The sequence below is a fragment of the Limnospira sp. PMC 289.06 genome (genome assembly GCF_032350395.1).
Classification (GTDB): domain Bacteria; phylum Cyanobacteriota; class Cyanobacteriia; order Cyanobacteriales; family Microcoleaceae; genus Limnospira; species Limnospira platensis.
On the sequence record NZ_JARPLC010000070.1, the window covers coordinates 1 to 19,887 of the forward strand.

Annotated in this window: 11 protein-coding genes; 1 reads left to right on the forward strand and 10 read right to left on the reverse strand. The window is 40.3% G+C overall.

The window, feature by feature from the left end; translation table 11 throughout:
* Together P5674_RS14925 and P5674_RS14930 are read right to left on the reverse strand one after the other, a co-directional pair.
* Window positions 1-394: Rpn family recombination-promoting nuclease/putative transposase (locus tag P5674_RS14925; protein WP_315670068.1), on the reverse strand; the 394-nt coding region annotated here is incomplete at its 3' end.
* A 19-nt stretch (window positions 395-413) separates the two neighbouring features.
* Window positions 414-1,145: a lysophospholipid acyltransferase family protein gene (locus tag P5674_RS14930; protein ID WP_014274647.1), complete on the reverse strand. Its 732-nt coding sequence runs from the start codon at window positions 1,143-1,145 to the stop codon at window positions 414-416.
* On the opposite strand from P5674_RS14930, the gene P5674_RS14935 reads away from it, so the two are divergent.
* Window positions 1,105-1,992, forward strand: coding sequence for a pentapeptide repeat-containing protein (locus P5674_RS14935; RefSeq protein WP_231852105.1), 888 nt, complete (start codon window positions 1,105-1,107; stop codon window positions 1,990-1,992). The two genes, P5674_RS14930 and P5674_RS14935, sit on opposite strands and share 41 nt — an antisense overlap.
* 76 nt (window positions 1,993-2,068) lie before the next feature.
* Here the strand turns inward: P5674_RS14935 and P5674_RS14940 are convergent, their stop codons facing one another.
* The 8 genes from P5674_RS14940 to P5674_RS14975 form a co-directional block, all read right to left on the reverse strand.
* Window positions 2,069-4,165, reverse strand: a complete 2,097-nt coding sequence (locus tag P5674_RS14940) for a M3 family metallopeptidase (RefSeq protein WP_006619302.1) — start codon at window positions 4,163-4,165, stop codon at window positions 2,069-2,071.
* A 216-nt stretch (window positions 4,166-4,381) separates the two neighbouring features.
* Complete coding sequence (gene recJ, locus P5674_RS14945) at window positions 4,382-6,442, reverse strand: single-stranded-DNA-specific exonuclease RecJ (RefSeq protein WP_014274645.1); 2,061 nt, start codon at window positions 6,440-6,442, stop codon at window positions 4,382-4,384.
* 81 nt (window positions 6,443-6,523) lie between these two features.
* Window positions 6,524-7,750, reverse strand: coding sequence for an MFS transporter (locus tag P5674_RS14950; RefSeq protein ID WP_006619300.1), 1,227 nt, complete (start codon window positions 7,748-7,750; stop codon window positions 6,524-6,526).
* 107 nt (window positions 7,751-7,857) lie between these two features.
* On the reverse strand, window positions 7,858-11,061 hold the full coding sequence (locus P5674_RS14955) for a PAS domain-containing protein (protein WP_315670069.1): 3,204 nt from the start codon (window positions 11,059-11,061) through the stop codon (window positions 7,858-7,860).
* A gap of 53 nt (window positions 11,062-11,114) precedes the next feature.
* Entirely contained in the window at window positions 11,115-16,955 is a 5,841-nt protein-coding gene (locus P5674_RS14960) for an AAA family ATPase (RefSeq protein WP_315670070.1), read from the reverse strand.
* A gap of 277 nt (window positions 16,956-17,232) precedes the next feature.
* A complete protein-coding gene (locus tag P5674_RS14965) occupies window positions 17,233-18,180 on the reverse strand; it encodes a glycosyltransferase family 2 protein (protein ID WP_315670071.1) in 948 nt (315 codons plus the stop codon).
* A 381-nt stretch (window positions 18,181-18,561) separates the two neighbouring features.
* Window positions 18,562-18,804, reverse strand: coding sequence for a hypothetical protein (locus P5674_RS14970; protein WP_126277470.1), 243 nt, complete (start codon window positions 18,802-18,804; stop codon window positions 18,562-18,564).
* 75 nt (window positions 18,805-18,879) lie between these two features.
* Window positions 18,880-19,884, reverse strand: a complete 1,005-nt coding sequence (locus P5674_RS14975; RefSeq protein WP_006619296.1) for an Npun_R2821/Npun_R2822 family protein — start codon at window positions 19,882-19,884, stop codon at window positions 18,880-18,882.
* Window positions 19,885-19,887 lie beyond the last annotated feature (3 nt).

Genomic DNA, 19,887 nt, shown 5'->3' on the forward strand with positions numbered 1-19,887 from the left:
TTATAAACGTATCTACAGATTCTTCCCAGAGTCTAATTACCTGAAATTTATGGCGAGTTTGAGCTATTTCTAGCTGGGTTTGGTAGACTAAATCCGAGGAACTTTCCCTTAAATAAATCACCACTTGCCGCATTTGGCACTCTGGGAAACGACGATAGACCCGCACCCAATAATCCAACATCCGAAACGGAATAGTTGGGTCCGGTTGCGTCTGAAATTCCAGATGAAGGATGACTCCCTCTGATTTCAGCAAGATCAGACTATCAGCCCGAATTGGTTCTAGGGAAAGTTCCGACGGGCTGAGTTCAGTTAGGGGAATCGGTTCTCCCAATAACCACTGGGCTAAATCCGCCGGAAACGTCTCAGCTAGGAACTTACAAACATTGTCGAACATATTAGCATTATATCCCAATCTACGGGCGGTTGTGGCTAGTCTGTAGGGAGTCAGAAAAAAGTATTTTTAAAGCCTGTTCTAAATTAGCTGTAATCCTTTTGGTGGCTGTTTTTTTTGATTCACCATCTTCTGTGTAAACCCAAATGGGATCGCCAATTTTTACCTTAACTCGCGTTCCTTTAGAAATGGGAGGTTGTCGATCATAACCAATGGCGATGGGAATAATTGGTAACTTACAATTGGGTTGATTAGCGATCGCTTGTAGTGCAATTCTGGCTACACCTGATTTAATCGGGTGAATTTGATTATCTTGAAAAATATGTCCCTCTGGAAACAGCACCAACATTTCCTGATTTTGGAGAAGTTCGACACTATATCTAATGCTGGCGGTTCCTGGATTTTCGCGATTAACGGGAAATCCTCCCAACTTTTTGACAAACCACCCCTGGAGTCCTTGGGTTTGCTCCGATAAAACCATCGATCGCAAATCTCGCCCTGTAACTGACCTTCCCGCAACGTAGCCTAGGACGAGGGGGTCCCATCGCGAACGGTGGGTGGGGGCTAAAATTACTGGTCCTTCGGCTGGAATATGCTCTTGACCCTCTACTTCAATTTTTTGGAAATATAGAGGCATGAAAATTCGACCCATGATCAAGTAAGTTAGAGGGGTTAACCAGGGGGAAACTTGGGATTCAAAGGAGTTAGAAGAGTTGGAACTAGGGGATATTTGCTTTGACACTTGGTTTGACATTAGTATAGGCACCTGCAATTTAGCTTTCCTTAATCATAACCCTCCTGGGTGGATTAATAATTATGATAATTCTGGCGATCGCACTTCCGGTTATGTTATACACATAAACGTTATCATAGAATGTAATGATCTATTTAATTTAAGGATAATGAAACTGCGAAAATTGGCAATATCAATTCTACTCTGTATTGCACTGACCTGGGGATTGATGACCCCCGTCAATGCTGCCAATTTATCTGATCGCGATCGCTTACTTAAACAGAATGTCTGTGTCTCATTCTTGTGGAAAGTGTGTGATCTACAGGGTGCTGATCTCCAAGAACTTGATCTGACTGGTGCTAACCTAACTAGGGCCAATTTACAAGGAGCCAATTTACAAAATGCTATATTACAGAGAGCGCGACTAGGTGGAGCCAAATTACAGGGGGCTAATTTACAGGGAGCCAAACTTTTTGAAGCCGACCTCAATCATGCTAATTTAATGAGTGCTAATCTCAGTAACTCCGAACTATTAAAAGCTAATTTAACCTTAGCTGATTTACAGGGAGCTAATTTAACCAGTGCTAATTTAATCGAAGCCACACTCTGGGGAGCCAACCTAATTAGTGCTGATTTACAGCAGGCTAGTTTACAAAGTGCCAACTTAGAATATGCTAATTTAGCTGATAGTAATTTGAGGGAAGCTGACCTGCATAGTTTCTATTTCCGAGAATTTCAAAAACCTACTAATCTCAGTCACGCTAACTTAGAAGGGGCTAATTTAGTTAATGCTAATTTACGGGGTGTTCTTTTAGAAGGTACAATTATGCCAGATGGTTCGATTCCCGATGAAAATACAGCCCTATAAATATTGTAGTTGTCCATTTTTTGGGGGTGCGTCATAGGTATCTGACGCACCAATTTTCCGGGAGACTAAGCTGATTTTAACTAGCGGTAACTAACCCCGAATGAATCAGTAATGGTTTGGTACTAGGTTCTCGTCCTCGGAAAGATTTAAAGACTTCCATAGGGTGCAAACTTCCGCCCAGAGCTAATACCGTATTGCGGAATTTTTCCCCAATAGAAACCACGGCGGAATCATTATCTAATCCAGCTTCCTCAAAGGCGGCAAAAGCGTCGGCGCTGAGAACTTCAGCCCATTTGTAGCTGTAATATCCGGCGGCATATCCTCCGGCAAAAATATGACCGAAACTACATAAAAATGCGTCTTCGGGAAGAGGTGGTAAAACCGTGGTTTGAGCCGCAATGCGTTGACGTACATCATTGACAGTTTCTTTACCACCGGGTTGGTAACGGTGGTGTAATTCCAAATCTACAGAGGAAAAATGAATTTGTCGTAACATGGCTGTACCACTCATATAATTGCGAGAGGCGAGTATTTTTTGGTAATAATGTTCTGGGAGAGTTTCCCCGTTTTCGTAATGTTTAGCCATCCCAAATAATGTAGAGCGATCATAACACCAGTTTTCCATAAATTGGCTGGGTAATTCCACTGCATCCCACTCTACATTATTAATACCGGATGCACCGGGATAATCAACGGTGGTCAGCATATGTTGTAAACCATGACCAAATTCATGGAATAGGGTTTCTACCTCGGAGAAGGTCATTAAACTGGGTTTTCCGTCTACAGGGGGGGTCTGATTACATTGTAAATAGGCGACGGGAAGGCGAATTTTAGTGATGCCATCTTCGATGATTTTGGCGCGGTTAATGCAGTCAGCCATCCAAGCGCCGCCTCGTTTTTCGGCGGGACGACTGTAGGGGTCTAGGTAAAAATAGGCGATCGCATTTTCCTGGTTATCAGCTACTTGAAAATAGCGGACATCAGGATGCCAAATTTGGGCTAAACCATCAGCGGGTGTAATGGTAATATTAAAGATACGCCGCACCAGTCCAAACAAGCCATCCAGAACTTGATTGAGGGGAAAATAGGGGCGCAGTTCTTCATCTGTATAGGCAAATTTTTCTGACCTTTGGCGTTCTGACCAAAAGCTAATATCCCAATGTTTCAGGTCGGCTGTTTCTCCTTGGGATTTAGCATAGGCTTTAAGGTCTTCAAATTCCTGAACTCCTGCATCATAGCTAACTGTTCGCAATTCTTCTAAGAGTTCTTCAACGGCGGCGACATCGGGAGCCATTTTACTAGCTAAACTCAGTTCTGCATAACTGGAAAAACCTAGAATTTCTGACTTTTCTTTACGCAGTTCTAAAATCCGTTCAATTAAGGGAAAATTGTTAAGTTCTCCCTCGGATGCGCGACTGATATAAGCGCGATATACGGTTTCGCGTAAATCTCGGCGGGTGCTATATTTAAGAAACGGCCCAAAACTAGGAAAGTCTAGGGTAATTCGCCAGGGTCCGTTTTCTGGGGTGGCGTTTTCTTCTCCGGCTTCTCTGGCGGCTTGGGCGGCGAGACTGAGTAAGCTGGGGGGTAAACCGTCTATTTCTTCTGGGGTGGTTAGGGTGAGGCTAAAGGCTTTGGTTGCGTCAATAACTTGGTTAGAAAATTGGGTGGAAAGTTCGGCTAATTCTAGTTCAATAGCGTTAAAGCGATCGCATATTTCTCCGGTTAATCCTACCCCAGATAATTCAGCATCCCTAATAGTGGCTTCTACAATCCGTTTTTGGGCGGGTTCTAGGGAATCCCAATCGGGTGATTCTGCTAAGGCTTTAAATGCCTTGTATAGGGGTTGGCTTTGGTTCAGGCGGTTGATAAATTGAACCACTTGGGGCTGTACTGTTTGATGGGCTTCTCGCAGTTCTGGGCTATTTTTAACACCCATCAGATGATTAATTATACCCCAACTCCAGACCAGACGTTCTTGGAGTTCCTGGAGAGGTTCCACTAATCCTGACCAGGTGGGTTCGGGGTTTTCTTCTAGTTGACTAAGGGTGGTTTCTAGTTCCTCTAAAAGTTGGGTGATTCCTGGGACTACATGATCTGTGGTAATATCTGCAAAGGGGGGAAGTCCTTTTCCGATTAAAAGCGGGTTTTGGGTCATAGTGTTATGATTCATCAATTTACATCAATGCTATCGCTACTTTTGGTATAGCATAATAATCTAATCTCTGCTTGAATAGTTATCAATTATCTCCTCAAAGCGCGAATTAATGGACAATGGACAATCGATAATGAATTATCTGGTCGGGTGGGGCGGGTTTAGTAATGTTATTTGTGGGAAATTTAATTGACAGTGGAACCCGCCCCTACAAGGGTCTTTGATTTCAGGTGGTTAATTATTAAAAAATGGTAATTTAACATCCAGGGCGGCTTGGGCGGCTTCGATTAATTTCATGAAAAAGGGGTGCGAAATATCAACAGTTTTGGCTTGTGAGCGACTAATTCCTAATAACCCGGTTTTTTGTCCAGTTTGAATAGCTAGAACCTCTCCCTTTTGGTTGCGAATTCTTAATTCCCAGTTGTCTCCAATAGGAGTTATATTACACTTGTAAGTGCGATCGCAATAATTAAATTCAGCCAGGCGGCGATTTAGAGGAACCGGGTTTTCCGGAAGTCTCACCCCCACAATTTCCAACTCGATCGCCGTTTGATTATTCCAGGTATTTTTCCGTAATTTATAAGCAAAATCCAGGGGGGAAGGGAGGGGAAAATAATCAGCCCACCGCCAGGCGATCGCAGATATAGTAGGTAAAACAGCCATAGTTATTTCCGGTGGCAAATCTTGAGATAAAGTTAGTTTAATATGACTTTTCCCCACTATTTTTTGATGAAGAACTCGCAGCTTAGGAGTCCAAAAAACCGGCTCACTATTTTCAATCCCACAGGGTTGTATTTTATCAATTTGGTCATATAATTTATAGTTAATATCCATCAAATTTATGCGAACATCAACATTAACTAAAGGTCGAAGATGTTCCACTTGCAGACATTGATGAGCAAATTCACTCAAGCGCTGTTTAAACTTAGGCAAATTAGCCGCCGGTAAAGAAAAGCCACCAGCCGCTTTATGTCCGCCAAATTTACCGAGGATATCTTGACAAAATTGCAGTGCTTCAAACACATGAAATTCCGGAATACCGCGCGCCGACCCCCGCAGATTTTCCTCATCTTCATAAGTACAAATAAACACCGGAACTCCGTAGCGTTCCACCAGTCGGGAAGCCACAATTCCAATAACTCCATGATGCCAATTTTTTTGACAGGGAACTAAAACCCGTTCTTGTTCAAGATTAATATTACTATTTTCATACCAATCAATAGCTTCCTGTTCAATATCAGCACAAAGTTCTTTGCGTAGTAGGTTAGTTTCTTCGCACTCTTTCGCCTGTTCTAATGCAGTTCCCATGTGGTCAGTAGTTAAAAGTTCAATCACCACCTGGGGATTCCCAATGCGTCCGATCGCATTAATCCGAGGTCCGAGGCGAAAGCCGATATCTTCTGGTTTCATCGGAGTAGTAGAATTGTTTAAATTCGGCTGTTGGTTAGCCAATCCTGCTATTTGAATTAATGCTTGCACTCCCGGAATTTTAGACTGCGGCAAAATTTTCAAACCCCGTTTTATCCAACGGCGATTTACTCCATTTAAAGGAGCCATATCAGCGATAGTTCCTAGGGTAAATAGTTCCAATAACTGCCAGCGCAAACTGTCCACTTCTCCTCGGAGTTTAGCTAAGGATAGGGCTAATATATAAGCTACACCAACTCCAGCCAAGCCATAATATGGGGAAATTTTTGGCAGTAATTTGGGATTGAGAATAGCATCAGCGTTAGGGAGTTTGGGGGGAAGATCATGGTGGTCTGTGATAATCACAGTTAGCCCCAATTCTTTCGCCCTAGCCACCGGACCGACGGCAGAAATACCATTATCCACAGTGATAATTATGGAGATACCCTGCTCGTGAAATTCCTCGACAATGCGATTATTAATACCATAGCCTTCTTGCATCCGACTAGGAATTGCTGATGTAATATCTGCGCCTAATTGAGAAAGGGCTCTAATTAATAAGGCTGTACTCGTCATCCCATCAGCATCATAGTCCCCACAGATGGCAATTTTTTGTTGATTTTCAATGGCATTTTGCAGCAATTGGAGGGTTTTGGGTAAGTCAGGGAACTCCTCCATAGGTTCCGGGAGAGTTTGGGATTGGGGGTTAAGGAAGGCTTCGGCTTGTTCTGTGGTTTCGATTCCCCGGTTGATCAGGATTTGGGCAATAATAGGGTGAACCCCGGTAGTTTCAGATAGACTCTGGGCAATTTCGGGGCGTTCTGGGAAAATATGCCAGCGCTGTTTTGGTAGTAGTGCTTCTGTGGTGATGGTAGGTTGGTCTTCCACGGTGACTCAAATTGCCAATGTTTTTATCCTTGATGGTAATGATTATACCAGGGGTTCGGTGTTGAGAAAGTCAGTTAAAGCTCAGTTAATAGCATAACTATCTTTACCACGACCAAGGGCAAATCGGAAAGATTCGCGCGGGTTGCGACTAGACTGGGTGATAAATAATAGTAGGGCTAGGGTGGCTAAACCTGTGTTGATGGTGAATAGGTTACGATATCCTACAGCGTCGGCGATGGAACCGAAAATAGGTCCAGCTAGGGCTAATCCTAAATCAAATCCCCCTAAACAAATTGAGAAAAATTGGCCTCTTTCCTGGGGTAAACAGCGATCGGCGATTAGGGTTAACATCATTGGAATGGTAATTCCTGCGGCTGCGCCTTCAAATAAACCAGCCAGCAAAACATCAAAATTGTTATTGGCGATAGTTAGGATGGCCATGGAAACTAGATAACATATCAGACCTGTGGTGATAAAAATACCGCGACCATAGCGGTCGGAGGCGCGACCCATGGGTAGACGGACGGCAAAACTGGCGATCGCTTTCATCGTATAAAATAGCCCGGGATTGAGACTTAGCCCAGCATCTTGGATATATAGCGGGATAAAAGTTACTAAAGTGCCGAAAATTAGCCCCACCATCAACAAAACTAGGGCTGGGATTTTTAATGCCGGACTTCCCAGGCGCTTGAGATAATTAGCTATGGGTGATCCCTTCGCTTCCGACTGGTCGCTAAGTTCTGGGTTCCTTGAGGCTTCTAATACCTGAGAAATTGCCAAAAGTGATAATAGCCCAAAAACAGTACCACTGATAAACAGAGGACCATAACCCATTCCCGCCTGGATAAAACCGCCTAAAGCTGGACCAATAGCCATACCAATGGGGGCTACCAAGCTCATATAACCCACTATTTCGCCGCGACGGTTTTCCGGGGCTAAATCTGTGACTAAGGCTGTGTAGCCAATGGTAAAGGCTGCTATGCTGATGCCATGAAAAGCCCTTAATAAAGCCATTAAGGCCATAGAATCAGTGAATAGATAGCCAAGGGGTGCTACGGTCGCGACTATTGTCCCGATGAGCAAGACTAGCTTTCTGCCTCGTTTATCTGCTAGGGGACCGAGGACGATGCGGGAGGGTAGCAGTCCTAGGGCAAAAGCCCCCATAACTAAGCCTATTTGTTGCTTAGTCCCCCCCAGATAGGCAATATACAGGGGGAGGGTGGGTAGCAATGTAGTTATGGCAGACCAGAAGCATAGACCCGCTATAAACAGCATCAGGAGGCTGCGTCGCTGTCGGGTTTTAATCATAAATAAGATATTCAAGGTAAAACTCCATAAGCAATGGTGATTAGTATAGGGTCTTGACTGCGGGATTGAGGAGAATTAAGGGGATCTGGGATTTGTCAGAGGCTATCTCAACTCAGGGGTAGCTTAATCATAAATTCGCTTCCTTCCCCCAACACTGAGGTAAAATTTAACTCGCCCCGGTGATTTTGGGTGATAATCTGATAGCTGGTGGGTAATCCCATGCCTGTGCCTTGACCAATGGGTTTGGTGGTAAAAAATGGGTTAAAAATTTTGCCTTGAACTTCTGGACTCATACCGATGCCATTATCTTTAATGGAAATTAATATAGCCAGTAAATCTAAAGATGTAGTAATGGTTATTTTACCAGCATAATCGGGGTCTGTTTGATAATTTTGTCGCTCCTCAATAGCCTGTATAGCATTGGCTAATAAATTCATAAATACCTGATTTAATAAGCCAATATAACATTCATAATGTGGTAAATAACCATAATCTTTAATCACTTCTATGGGGGTATTTCCGGCTCTCCCATTTAACCGATTTTGTAAGATAATTAGGGTGCTTTCTAAATTTTCATGAAGGTCTACTGCTTTTAATTCAGCTTCGTCTAAGCGGGAGAAGGTTCGCAGGGATTTGACAATATCACGAATTCGCTCGGCTCCGGTTTTCATGGAATTAATGATTTTGGGTAAATCTTCTTTAATAAAATCTAAATCAATGTCTTGGATAAAATCGTTAATATGGGTGGGATTTTCTGGATAAGATTGTTGATATAATTGGAGTAGGGATAATAAATCATCGGTATATTGACAGGTGTGGGTTAAGTTGCCATAAATAAAACTAACTGGGTTGTTGATTTCATGGGCAACCCCGGCAACTAATTGACCCAAACTTGACATTTTTTCTGATTGAATTAACTGGATTTGGGTATTTTGAAGTTCTCGATAAGCACGTTGAATTTCTTGGCTTTTGGCTTCGGATTCTTGATAAAGTTGGGCTTGTTGAATAGCGATCGCCACTTGATTAGCAATGTTTTTTAATAGGTCAATCTCATCGTCTTGCCAAGGTTCATCTCCCTGGCTACGACCTAATTCAAAAGCGCCGATTTTGCTGGCTGTATGAATGGGTAAGGCTAAATAAAGCGTAATCCCCATACCCTGACAAAAATCCACTTCTTCTTTATCTTCTGATTTTCTAATATCCAAACTATAGAATTCTTCCTTAATTATCATTTCAAATAGCCGGGGAAAATTTGTTAACTGATAATGACCAATCCAACTGGCAAATTCCGGCTTTTTCTGCTCCTTTACTACTTCCCATATGGTGGAATCAGAATGATTGTTATACCAACCAAAGCTACAAATATCTACTTTCAGTTCCACAAAAATTGCATTAACTGCATTTTGTAAAATTGTGTCTAAGTTGAGGGAATTGCGAATTTCTGTGCTAATATGATTTAACAGTTGAGTGCGGGTGAGCAGAGAACGTAAGGCTTCCTCTGTTTGGCGATCGCTTATATCTATGACAATGCCAAACATCCGCACCAGTTGACCATCTCTAAACTCTAATTCAATGCGACTATTAATATAGCGAATTTCTCCATTAGGACGGATAATACGCGCATCAAAGTTTTGAGGAATACCTTGGTTAGCTTCCGCAACTCTCTCTAAAAAGAAGTCACGATCTTCGGGGTGATAAAGTTGGAGATTTTGCTCAAAATTTGGCTCTCCTTGGTCGGGGTCTAAGCCAAAAATGTGAAAAACTTCTTCCGACCAACTAATTTTTGGGGTGGTAATATCAAAAGACCAGTAACCTAAATGGGCAACTTCTTGGGCTTTTTTTAATTGTTGACTAAGTTCGGAAAGGGTGATTTCATTGGCTTTGCGTTCGGTAATGACTTCTGTATACATCAATAAGCCACCAATGTTCCCATTCCGATCAATCCAAGGACGAATTTCCCAACATACCCAGTCTGAACCTCCATCATCACGCATCCATAAATCGGCTTCGGATTTCTCGGTTACTCCTGTTAAACAACGGCTATGAATATCTTTCCAATTTTGAGGAACATCGGGGAAAATTTCATAGTGCGATCGCCCAATAATTTCTTGATTTTCTAAGCCATATTGTTGATACCAGGCCTTGTTAGCGACTAGGTATCGCATCTGAGTATCAAACATGGCGATCGCCGCAGGAGTTACATCACATAGAGTTCGCCAAATTCCTTGACTCTCACGCAATTTATTTTCAGCTTCTTTGCGATCTGAAATATCATAATTAATGCCAATAAACCTGATGGGTTTTCCTTGCTGATCCCACTCTACCACTTTCCCCCTGGCAAAATTCCATTTATAGGAACCATCTTGGCAGCGCAGGCGATGTTCATTTTCATAAATTGGTATTTTACCTCGGATGTGTTTTCTTATTTGTTCATGAACTAACTCTATATCCTCTGGATGTACACGACTTTCCCATGATTCTAAGGAATCATTAATTTCATCATCTTGGTAGCCTAATATGGTTTTCCAACGACTATCAAAATATACTTGTTGGGTTTGTGGGTTCCATTCCCAACTGAGGATATTGGCAGATTCTAAAGCTAATTGTAATCGTTCGCGTTCAGCTTGATTGGCTAATTCCTGACGAGCGATCGCTCGACTGAGAAGCATTCCGGCTAAAGATGCGATCGCTACCGATAATAGCAGGCTATTGGTAGCAATATAATTGCGAAAATTTTGGGATTGTGCTAACTCTAATTCCGCCAGTTGTAGCTGTTCTTGAGTACGATTAGTTACATCAGTTAGCTGGTCGGGGAATCCGATAAAATCAGCAAATTCTGGGCTTTGGATAAGTTCTATTAACTCTTGCTGTGCTGCTTGTATTTGGTTATCTGCAAAATTCAATCGTTCTACTGCTGTAGCAAATATGTTTAATCTTTCAGCAAAAATAGCCACGGTTTCCTGATATTCAGAAAATAGTAATTCCAGTTCAGGCGTTTTGGTATCCTGAGCAAGTTTTTCATATTCTGTTAGCAAATTACTAATTTCATCTAACCTTTGGATAAAGGCATTAATAGCTTCCCGAAATCCCTCTGGATCTGGCAGATAGGGAGACAGTTGTTTACCAGGTCGGTTGTACAATATCTTAACTTGCAAGTGGTTCAGAAGTGCGTATTGTTGAACCACAGCATCCCGGTTGATTATAGCCTTTTTTTGATAGTAATGACCCACCATTAAACCGATAGTAGTTCCGGTGATAGCAATGGATAGGGTAGCGATATAGGTGGCGGCGATTTTTTGCTTTAATTTCATCGAAAAATATCTGGGATATAGGACAATTGGCAATCATCAACCATCTGAAACAATTAACAAGGAATAGAAATCACAAATTCTGTACCTTCACCTACAGTCGAATTTACTTCCAGCATCCCAGAGTGTTTATCAACTACAATTTGTCTAGCGATCGCCAATCCCAAACCAGTACCTTTACCAACATTTTTGGTAGTAAATAAATGCTCAAATATTTTAACTTTCACAGCATCACTAATACCTACCCCATTATCTTGAATCCGAATTCTTGCATAGTTTCCGTCACCTGATAACTCAGTTTTCACCAAAATTTGATTATTAATTTCCCCATAATCTCGCCCTTTATTTGATTCATCTAAAGCATCAATAGCATTACTCAAAATATTCATAAATACCTGATTTAACTGTCCAGCATAACATTTAATATTTGGCAGATTACCATATTCCTTAATTACTTGAATTTCTGGGCGCATCTGGTTGGCTTTTAAGCGATGCTTCAGAATCATCAATGTACTATCAATGCCATCGTGAATATTGCAAGCAACAGGGCGATCGGTATCCGCACGGGAGAAAGTTCTTAAACTCACACTTAGGTCTTGAATGCGTCCCACTGCCTCCCGCATTGCTCTAATTAATTTCGGCAAATCTTCTCGGATATAATCCAGTTCTATCGTTTCCATTTCATCTGTAATGTCCTCATCGGGATCTGGATATTTTTGTTGGTATAAATCAATCAAACCTAACAAATCTTTAATATAATTAATCACGGGGGGAATATTGCACTTAATACAACCCACTGGATTGTTAATTTCGTGGGCAACACCTGCCACCAAATTTCCTAAAGCTGACATTTTTTCATTCTGCACTAGTTGCAGTTGCATAGTTTGTAGTTCCTGTAAAGTTTGCTCTAACTGCTGAGATTTTTCACGCAGTTTATTTTCAGCACGTCTGCGCGCATCAATATCAGTGCAAGTGCCAATCCATTCTTTAACACTGCCATCTTCTGCCAAAATAGGGACTCCTTGAACAGCAAAATAACGGTAAATACCATCAGCGCCACGAATGCGGTATTCGGTCTTATATAAACTCTTAGTTTCCACCGCTTTTTGCCACACTTTAGTAGTGTGAGGGAGATCATCAGGGTGCAAAGCGTTCAGCCATCCCCTTCCCTTGACTTCTTCCAGGGTTTGTCCAGTATATGCAATCCAGTGAACTGTATCTAGGTTTTCTCCTTCAGGACTAGCCAGCCAGATAATTTGAGATGTAGCAGTGGCTAAATAACGATAACGCGCTTCACTTAATTCTAGTTTTTCTACATATTGTTTCAGTTGATGATTATAATTCTGTGATTCCTCATAAAGTCGCCCGTTTTCCAGAGAAATAGCAGCTTGAGAACAGAGAAATTTGAGTAACTCAACGCGATCGCTCGTAAAGGCTCCCACAGTTAAATTATTTTCCAAATACAAAATTCCCATCAACTTACCTTGATTGAGAATGGGGATACAGATAACACTTTTAGGATGGTTATTTTGGATATAGGTATCCGCATAAAACCTGGAATTTATTCTGGCATCTACCAGGACTAAAGGCTTGCCAGTACGTTTGACATTATTAACTACACTAATCGGCAAATCTTGACTAGATTCTAGGGGTATTGATGGCAATATTCTAGGTGGATTTCCTGGTTCTAATATGGCAACCACATTAAATTTATTATCTTGTTTCAGCAGCAATACACACTTATTAGCACCAGCATTATTAATGACTATTTTTAACAAATTAGTAATCAGTTTATCTAATTCAATTTCACTAGAAATAGCTTGAGATGATTGCAGCAAAGTTGCTAAATCTAAGATTTCGGAAATGCTACTAGAAGTATTGGTGGAAGTCATCATACCCCTGGCAATAGTTTCCTTGAATAAATTAGTAGCACGAGGTCGTTGTAAAATCGGGTTCAGCAGTTTAGGATAGCGTTTTTCTAAATCGGCAATTTTAGCTTTTGCACCCCATTTAGCATAACCATAATAGGCATCTTGCATATACCCAGCGGCAACTTTAGCTTTACCCCAATTTAGGTAAAATTTAGTCGCTAGTTCATTAGCTAAGGCTTCTTCTTGGATATACTTGTTCTCTTTGGCTCCGGTAATAGCGCGATCGTATAAATCAATAGCCTCTGCTTTGTCTCCGAATAATCGACATTTTTCAGCCGCTAACAAATCAACTTTATGCTGATGATTTGTGGGGGAAGACTCTGCCCATTCAGATAATTTTTCCTGATGAATTTTGACCATATCCAGACTATGCTGTTGGTCAATTTTTGAATTTGTGGAACATAAAGCCAAATAGGTTAAACCAGCATAGAAATGGAAAACCGGAATATAAATTGTCCCCCCTACTGCCATCAAATATTGGTCAGCTTGAGAAATATATTCCTCAGCATTATGATATTCACCAAACAGATAAGCAAGAATCAATTTATAAATATATACCACAGCCAGAGCCGTTAATTCATTATCATGATGATGCTTAGGAATCATCACTATTTCATTGTAGTCGTTCCCCTTCAATAAATCGGGTGAATCGACAATTTCCCTAAAATTATACACCATCTGCTTTTTAATCTTCAGGTAGGTCAGGGGAGAATCTTGTTTGGCTTTCTCTAAAACTACACAGTAATTATCAATTTCTGGTTCCCAATCATCTAGCCGCACTCCCGCGAAGAAATTATCATAAAAGTAGTTAAATATATTATAACCAGCATAGAGAATTTGACCAGTTTCTATGGCTGACATATAACCATCTTTGAGGGTGGGAATGGCGGATCTTAATGGTTCTTGACGATGCTGAAGAAAAGTACCAAATAGCAGTAAGGTGAGGGCTTTTAATTTTCGGACATTAAACTTATCCAGTAATATTAAGGCTACTCGCCCAAATTGATAACCTTTTTTTACCTCTCCTAAAAATGCGGAAAGTACCATACCATAAATTGCATAACCAATGGTTGATATAGGTGCATTACCAAACCTCAGAGATAGATTAACCATAGTGAACCCCAGCAAGGGTAGTATAGTAGGATTTCCTAAGAAAATGGGAGCAAACAAAATTCCTAAGAGTTCCATAGCCGCCAAGGTTTCTGGATCTTCCATAACTGGCAAGTTCACTAAATCCTCAATTTTTTTACCTTCTAGTTGCTGAGAAATAGTTGCTAATGTTTTCGCGGTTAAGGCTTCATCAGGTTGGGATGAAAACTCAACTCCTAGTTCTTTAAGTGCATTGTCCGCTACAGCGATCGCTTCTAACATCCGACTCTGAGCCGTTAGTGCATTGATTTTAATCTCGTAAATTTTAACCTTATCAAGGATATATTTAGCAGATTTTAGCACTATAGTTGACAGCTTTTCCATCCTCTCAAAATCAGCATTTAAGTAGGCGACTTCGGTAGCAGAAACATAAATATTTAAAGTTAATTTATACTGACTTTGCCAACAGTCAGCAGCCAGTAACTCTAGTCCTGTTTCGACAAAATTTCTCGCAGCCACATAAGCTGTAGAATTTCTGGCTTTTTTTGCTGCTGATAAGTTGATTTGAGCTAAGGTTTCCCGTTCTTTGGTATCGGTTATTAAACCATGACCTAAATTCAAATGACCGACAATATCAAACAATTTTTCTTCTGCTTCTGTCGGTGATAAATTGTGCTGTAGTAATTGTCCGATTTGCAGATGAGTGGCTTGTTTTTGGTCGTCATGAATTAAAGAATAACTAGCTTGTTGAATGCGATCGTGCAAAAATCTATAGGTAGGATTAGCTGCACTATTCAAAACTTCTTGATCTTCGGATTCAGCCAAAAATTTATAAACTTTAGTAGTCGGAATGATTAAACCTTCTTGTAGTGCTTTCCATAAAGCTACAGCCGTTACATTGGTTGGCTTCTGACTAACAATTGCTAAAGTATTGAAATCAAAATCTGCCCCAATACAGGCGGCTAACTTTAAAATATCTTGAGTATCTTTAGGCAATTTCTGTAATTGTAATGCCATGAACTCTACCACATCATCAGTGAGAGTTAAGGCTTGCACTTTAGCAATATCATATTGCCATCCTCCTTGACTGACTTCCGGTTTAAATGGTGACTTGGATGGCTCAAATACAATTAAATTTTCATCATGTAAAGCCTTGAGTAATTGGGTAGCAAAGAAAGGATTACCATGGGTTTTTTGATAAACCAACTTAGCTAAGGATTTAGCTATAGATAATTGACAATTCAGGGTATCTGCTACTAACTGATTGATATCTAATTCTGGCAGAGGTGACAAGGTAATTGTATTAACTGTAGCTCCAGTTTGGATGATCTCATTAACTGTTAAAATAAACGGATGTACTGGTGAAACTTCATGATCTCGATAGGCTCCTAAGATTAACAAATATCCTTGAGTCTCTTGCATTAGCATCTTGAGTAGGTTTAATGATGCTGAATCTGACCATTGCCAATCATCTAAAAATATCACCAGGGGATGTTCTTTATTAGTGAAAACTTGCAGGAATTTGTGAAACAGTAGATCAAAGCGATTTTGGGCAGCATTACCTGATAATTCTAGGGCGGGTGGTTGCGGACCAATGATATGTTCTAACTCAGGGATAACATCAATCAAAACTTGACCATTTTCTCCCACTGCTTCCAAAATATGGGTTTTCCAGGTTTGGATTTTAGAATCAGATTCTGATAAAATTTGACCCATTAAATCCCGGAATGCTTGCACAAAGGCAGCCAAAGGTATATGACGATTAAATTGGTCATATTTACCTTTAATAAAATAACCTCTTTGTCTGACTATGGGTTTATGAACTTCGTTGATAACGGCAGTTTTACCAATTCCTGAAAAACCCGCCACTAGCATCATTTCAGTTTGATTCATATTGACTCTATCAAAGGCGGCTAATAGTTGCTGAACTTCCGCTTCTCGACCATAGAGTTTTTCGGGAATCATAAAGCGATCGCTTATGTCTTGTTGTGCGATCGCAAAGCTCTCAATATTACCTGTTTCTTGTAATTGATGTAAACATTGCTCTAAATCATATTTAATTCCCAAGGCACTCTGATAGCGATCTTCCGCATTTTTCGCCATCAGTTTACTAACAATTTCTGAGATAACTATAGGAATATTTGGGTTGATTTCGTGAATTGGTCGGGGTTGTTTGGCAAGATGACAATGTACTAACTCCATCACATCTGACGATTTAAACGGCAGTTTTCCGGTCAGCAATTCATAGCAGGTAACTCCCAGGGAATAGAAATCGCTTCGATAATCTATCCCTCGATTCATGCGACCTGTTTGTTCTGGAGAAATATAGGATAATGTCCCCTCTAAAACATTGGGATTTTCAACTTCTGGCGCTTCCCAAGGTAGTAATGAAGAAATACTAAAATCAATTAATTTAACTTGTTTAGTATCTGGATTAATTAGAATATTAGCCGGTTTAATATCTTTGTGGATTACTCGATTTTGGTAAAGATAATTTAGAGTTTCCGCAATTTGAATAGCAATTTTCAGAACATCCTCCAAATTAAAATAGTGATATTTACTATGTTTATTTTGCGATGTTTCTAAATATTGGGATAGGGAAACTCCACCACCATCTTCCATAATTAAAGCATAGCTATTACCATATACCTCTAAATTTAAGGGTTTAACAATACTGGGAAAGTCGAGATTTTTTCCAATAGTATATTGATGGCGAAATTGGACAAGTTCGTTAAAATTAGGGTATTCGTGTCGTAAAATTTTGATAACTACAGGTTGCTTATCACTACTACGAATACCTCTATAAACTAGGGTGCGACTCCCTGTATATAACTCTTCTGTGATTTGATAACCGGGTAAGTTGGCAATAATATTCATAACCTAACCTGAATTTCTCTACTGTTTCTCTAGTTGTATGGTTGTATCAATAGTGAAATAGTGAAAATGGCGATCTATATCTATGCTGCTACTAAAAAAAGCGTGAAGCCACCTAACTGCATGGCAGGGTACTGACTTACGCGCTAGGTTCTCAGCTCGATTTTAGCGAGCCGTAATACTTTAATTATAACCATAGCATCTCCTATAGCTGTTGGGTTTAGGCTGGTGGTGTAGATTTAACCAAAACCTATCACAGCCTAAACTCCTAGGGACGATTTTAGCTTTTAGCCCGTCGTAGAAGGGTAAAGATTTGTTTCCGTAAAGGTTGAGGAAGCACAGAAATAGCCAACCCTGTCCAGGCTTTGGGGAGTGATGCTGATTGTCCGGCTACAATTAAGGCTCGTCCGGCTTGCGTTTCGCCTGTTTCTACCAGTCGCAACCCCAATAAAAGTTGAGATTCAGATAGGCGCGATCGCCTAATTTTTTCCAGATTTTCTGATGGAAATTGGAAATTTTCTAAATAGGTTATTTGATCTCGTAAATAAGGAATAGCCCGGTTTAACCCTTGTTGTTCAGCATGAACCCGATACTCCATCAACCTTTGGGGAAGATAATATCCCTGCTTTCCGGCTAAGGCGAGACGCACTAATAAATCATTATCTTCGCAGTTTTGAATATTTGGGCGCATATACCCCACATCAATTAAGGCTTGGCGACGACAGAGGGTAGCTCCTATTTGAAAACTTTGCTGAATAAATACTACTTCTAACAGATTTTTAACTATACCTTCTGGGAGTTCGCTGCGTCCCCATTTGACCGAGTTAATATCTGTGGCGGCTTGGTCTCGGTTATTGTTAATATCAATTATCCAGTGGTCAGTACCCACCAAATCAACGGTAGGGTTTTGGTCTAAAATTGCACTGGTTTTTTCGAGAAATTCAGGAGTCAGGCGATCGTCATCATCAAATTTAATAAAATAATCCCCCGTAGCTGCATCAAAACCCGATCGCATATTATTACTTTTGCCAATATTTTTCTGATGGCGAATATAGCGCAATCGCGGGTCTTCATAGCGAGACATAATCTCCACCGTCCCATCAGTTGAACCGTCATCACAGACAATTAACTCAAAATCCTGTTCCGTTTGATCCAGAACACTGGCGATGGCGATCTGTAACAGGTGAACCCGGTTATAAGTAGGAATACAAACAGTAATTTTAGCCACAGAATTAGCTTAACTTTCACTCGACATTATCAAGTTTAATATGTCCTCGTCTTTTTCACTAGGGATTGATTAGTTCTAGATCATAAAGACCAAATTCTTGTCGAATTGCCGGGGTTAATTTCCGGTAATCTAATAAACTGGCTTTCAGGTTCAGCAGTCTAACTTTTAGAGACATATTTTTCCGTTTTTCGATATTAACGACATCTTCAGAAGATAGATTTTCACGATTTCCTAAAATATAAATAGACCCAACAAAAGGAAGCGGCTCAAGGTGGGCTCCTTTCGACTCTACAGCCCTCGCAAAATATCTATGACAATAGTAGAAATCATGAATGTCTTGAGGAATTTGATTAGGGGATGTTATGGAATCAGGAATTCTTGCTAACGTGGCTTCTGAGACATCATATAAATCACTTCTAATAATATTATCGGTACAGGTAAACCTAAATCCACTGTCAGATATTGTAAATTAGGATGTTCAAACTTAATATGAGGCTGATATTGACACACTACAATCATCCGAAAATCAGGATGAGTCTGATTGCACATTGACTTAGCAGTTCTTTCAAATAGGAGAGAAAGATTATCCCAAGATTTAGATATCTTACGACTTTTAATCGGCACGACAAAACCCAATATCAACGATTAACCTCTTTCAGATTTTCAACAATCAAAAAATTACCATAATTTACAAATTAACTAAGTGATAGCACGTTTGATTTTTTTCAGGGCTTTATCTTTGAAACGTCCGATTTTAGTAAATAAATCTGGTTCGGCAAAATTACTGGGTTTGGCGTTGGGTTGTTTCAGAAAACGATAATGCAGAAATACATCACGATGGGGAATATTAACATCTTCTCCTTTACTAACTCTGGCAAAATCAGCAGCGGAAAAATTCATGTAGTGGATGCGATGAATAGGTTTTAAGCCTTGCTCATTATACAAAACATTATCCTGGTTAACAAACGGATCAGCGTCGGCACAGTTTCCGGTTCTATCTTGACCGTTGGGACTGAGTGTATAGTTAAAAATAGAGTAGCCTCGCAGTGTTAAATAGCTAAACAAAAAAGCATCTGATATACCATTTATCCACTCAATTTCTCGATTCTGAATTAAACGGTTTTTGAGTTGATTAACCTCTTCTGTAGAAAATAAACCATTTTGAGAAGCAAAAAAACTTGAACAGTGCAACTTAGGTCTAATCTGGGATTCGGTTAACTCCCCTGTCGCCTCAATCCGAGGAATATCAAGAGCCGTTAATCTAGTTTTGGCGTGTTCCCAATCATTAAATACAAAATCATAGGTATCTAGTTTCAGAAATATATCATCTACCGGTTTCATGGCTAAAGTATCAGCATCATAAAAGACAAACTTATCGAAGTCTCCTTGAAAAGCCACCATTTTTATTTGAAAACGTATCCTTGAACTGACGAGTCTAGCATCACTTTTTTCGGATGCTAGGGGATGGTTTAGCCACACTTCTTTAGCAAAATCTTCCCAGCGCTGAATCTCTTGCTGATCTTCATAAATGCTAACATTGGGGCGATCGCCAATTTCCTTTTGCACTTGCTCCATACGGTCATCATAGGGAATAATACAAACAGGTATATCTGGACTAACATTAACCTCTACGCTATTTAAAAAAGCTACCAGTTGATCAAAAACTACATCATTTGCTAAAGTATAAATACCACAAGATGCCATTGA

Bases quoted from the DNA above. Each gene is read 5' to 3' on its own strand.
- P5674_RS14930 (WP_014274647.1), bottom strand. From the start codon at position 1,145: ATGTCAAACCAAGTGTCAAAGCAAATATCCCCTAGTTCCAACTCTTCT.
- P5674_RS14940 (WP_006619302.1), bottom strand. From the start codon at position 4,165: ATGAATCATAACACTATGACCCAAAACCCGCTTTTAATCGGAAAAGGA.
- P5674_RS14950 (WP_006619300.1), bottom strand. From the start codon at position 7,750: ATGATTAAAACCCGACAGCGACGCAGCCTCCTGATGCTGTTTATAGCG.
- P5674_RS14955 (WP_315670069.1), bottom strand. From the start codon at position 11,061: ATGAAATTAAAGCAAAAAATCGCCGCCACCTATATCGCTACCCTATCC.
- P5674_RS14960 (WP_315670070.1), bottom strand. From the start codon at position 16,955: ATGAATATTATTGCCAACTTACCCGGTTATCAAATCACAGAAGAGTTA.
- P5674_RS14975 (WP_006619296.1), bottom strand. From the start codon at position 19,884: ATGGCATCTTGTGGTATTTATACTTTAGCAAATGATGTAGTTTTTGAT.